Below are 1785 nucleotides of genomic sequence, written 5' to 3' on the forward strand. Positions count from 1 at the left end.
CACGCCCCCTGGAGACCGGAGCCACGCCGACCTGGTCGATCCAGTCGACCATCGTGGTCACGAAGCCCACGTCGCCGACCTGCTCGTCGGTGGCCAGCACGGACAGATCCGGCCGGAAGTCGTCGTCCTCGGCCACCCCGGAGATCCACTCCTCGGCCGACCAGCCGGGGAAGCCGGGCCGCTCCCGGAACGCCGCCTCGTAGACCCCGAAGAACCGCCGCCCGTCCCACCCGCTCAGCGTGATGCCGCCGGGCCAGGCCGGCTCCGGCACGGGCCGGCCGAGGTCGAAGCGCATCACGTCCTCGGCGAACACCTGCCGCAACCCGCGCGAGCCGAACAACTCGCTCAGCTCGGCGGTCAGGAACTCGGTCTCGACGGTCACCTGCCCGGGCCGTCGGTCCGCGGCCTGCGCGAGCGCCCAGTCGAGCGTCTCGGCCGGCACCCCCAGGACGCCGACGACCGCGCCGGCCGAGGACGGCCGCACCGAGACCGCGGCGGTCAACCGGCCGTCCGCGTCCCGGCTCCCGCGGCCCACCGACTCGGCGGCAGCCCAGCGGGAGCGCAGGAACCCGGGCGACGCGGCGAACGGCAATCCGCCGTCCGCCGCGAGGCGTTCCGCGGCGAGCCGCACGACGTCGTCGAAGCGATAGTCGGCGCCCGGCACGTCGGACGTACCGGTGGACCCCGGCCCGTCCGGGCCTGTCACTTCACCCCGGCCATGTCCATGCCGCGAAGCTCCTTCTTCAGCTCGGACACCTCGTCACGGATCCGGGCCGCCAGCTCGAACTGCAGCTCGCGCGCGGCGCCCAGCATCTGGTCGTTGAGGTCTTGGATGAGCTGGGCCAGCTCGGCCCGCGCCATGCCCTCGCGGGCCGGCGTGGCGGCGCTGCGCGGCGGCCTGGACCGCGTCTCCGGCACCGGCGCCTTGCCGCGCGACATCTGCCGGCCACCGCCGCCGACCATCGGCCCGCTGCCGACCGCCGCGTCGGTGTCCTCCGCCTCGCGGTAGATGTCGTCCAGGATGTCGTGGATCTTCTTCCGCAGCGCGGTCGGCTGGATGCCGTTCGCCTCGTTGTGCGCGATCTGCTTCGCCCGGCGGCGGTCGGTCTCCTCGATCGCGTCGCGCATCGACGGCGTCATCTTGTCGGCGTACATGTGCACCTGGCCGGAGACGTTACGCGCGGCGCGGCCGATGGTCTGGATCAGCGAACGGCCACTGCGCAGGAAGCCCTCCTTGTCCGCGTCGAGGATCGCGACCAGCGACACCTCGGGCAGGTCGAGGCCCTCACGCAGCAGGTTGATGCCGACCAGCACGTCGTAGTCGCCCTTGCGCAGCTCCTTGAGCAGCTCCACGCGGCGCAGCGTGTCCACCTCGGAGTGCAGGTAGCGCACCCGGATGCCGTTCTCCAGCAGGTAGTCGGTCAGGTCCTCGGCCATCTTCTTGGTCAAGGTCGTGACCAGGACACGCTCGTCCTTGTCGGTGCGCTCCTTGATCTCGTGCATCAGGTCGTCGATCTGGCCCTTGGTCGGCTTGACCACCACCTCGGGGTCGACCAGGCCGGTCGGGCGGATCACCTGCTCGACGAACTCGCCCTGGGCCTGCTGCATCTCCCACGGCCCCGGGGTCGCGGACAGGAACACCATCTGGCCGACCCGCTCGAGGAACTCGTCGAAACGCAGCGGCCGGTTGTCGGCCGCGCTGGGCAGCCGGAAGCCGTGCTCGATGAGGATCCGCTTGCGGGACGCGTCACCCTCGTACATCCCGCCGATCTGCGGGATCGTCAC

2 protein-coding genes are annotated in these 1785 nt (G+C 71.7%); both read right to left on the reverse strand.

Features of this window, described 5'->3' with window-relative positions; translation table 11 throughout:
- On the reverse strand, positions 1 to 706 hold a 706-nt coding region (locus AB0M20_RS41570), incomplete at its 3' end, for a hypothetical protein (RefSeq protein ID WP_364306835.1).
- On the reverse strand, positions 703 to 1785 hold a 1083-nt coding region (locus AB0M20_RS41575; protein WP_364306837.1), incomplete at its 5' end, for a helicase-related protein. The genes AB0M20_RS41570 and AB0M20_RS41575, both read right to left, overlap by 4 nt.

The sequence above is a fragment of the Actinoplanes sp. NPDC051633 genome, assembly GCF_040681735.1.
In the GTDB taxonomy this organism is placed as follows: domain Bacteria; phylum Actinomycetota; class Actinomycetes; order Mycobacteriales; family Micromonosporaceae; genus Actinoplanes.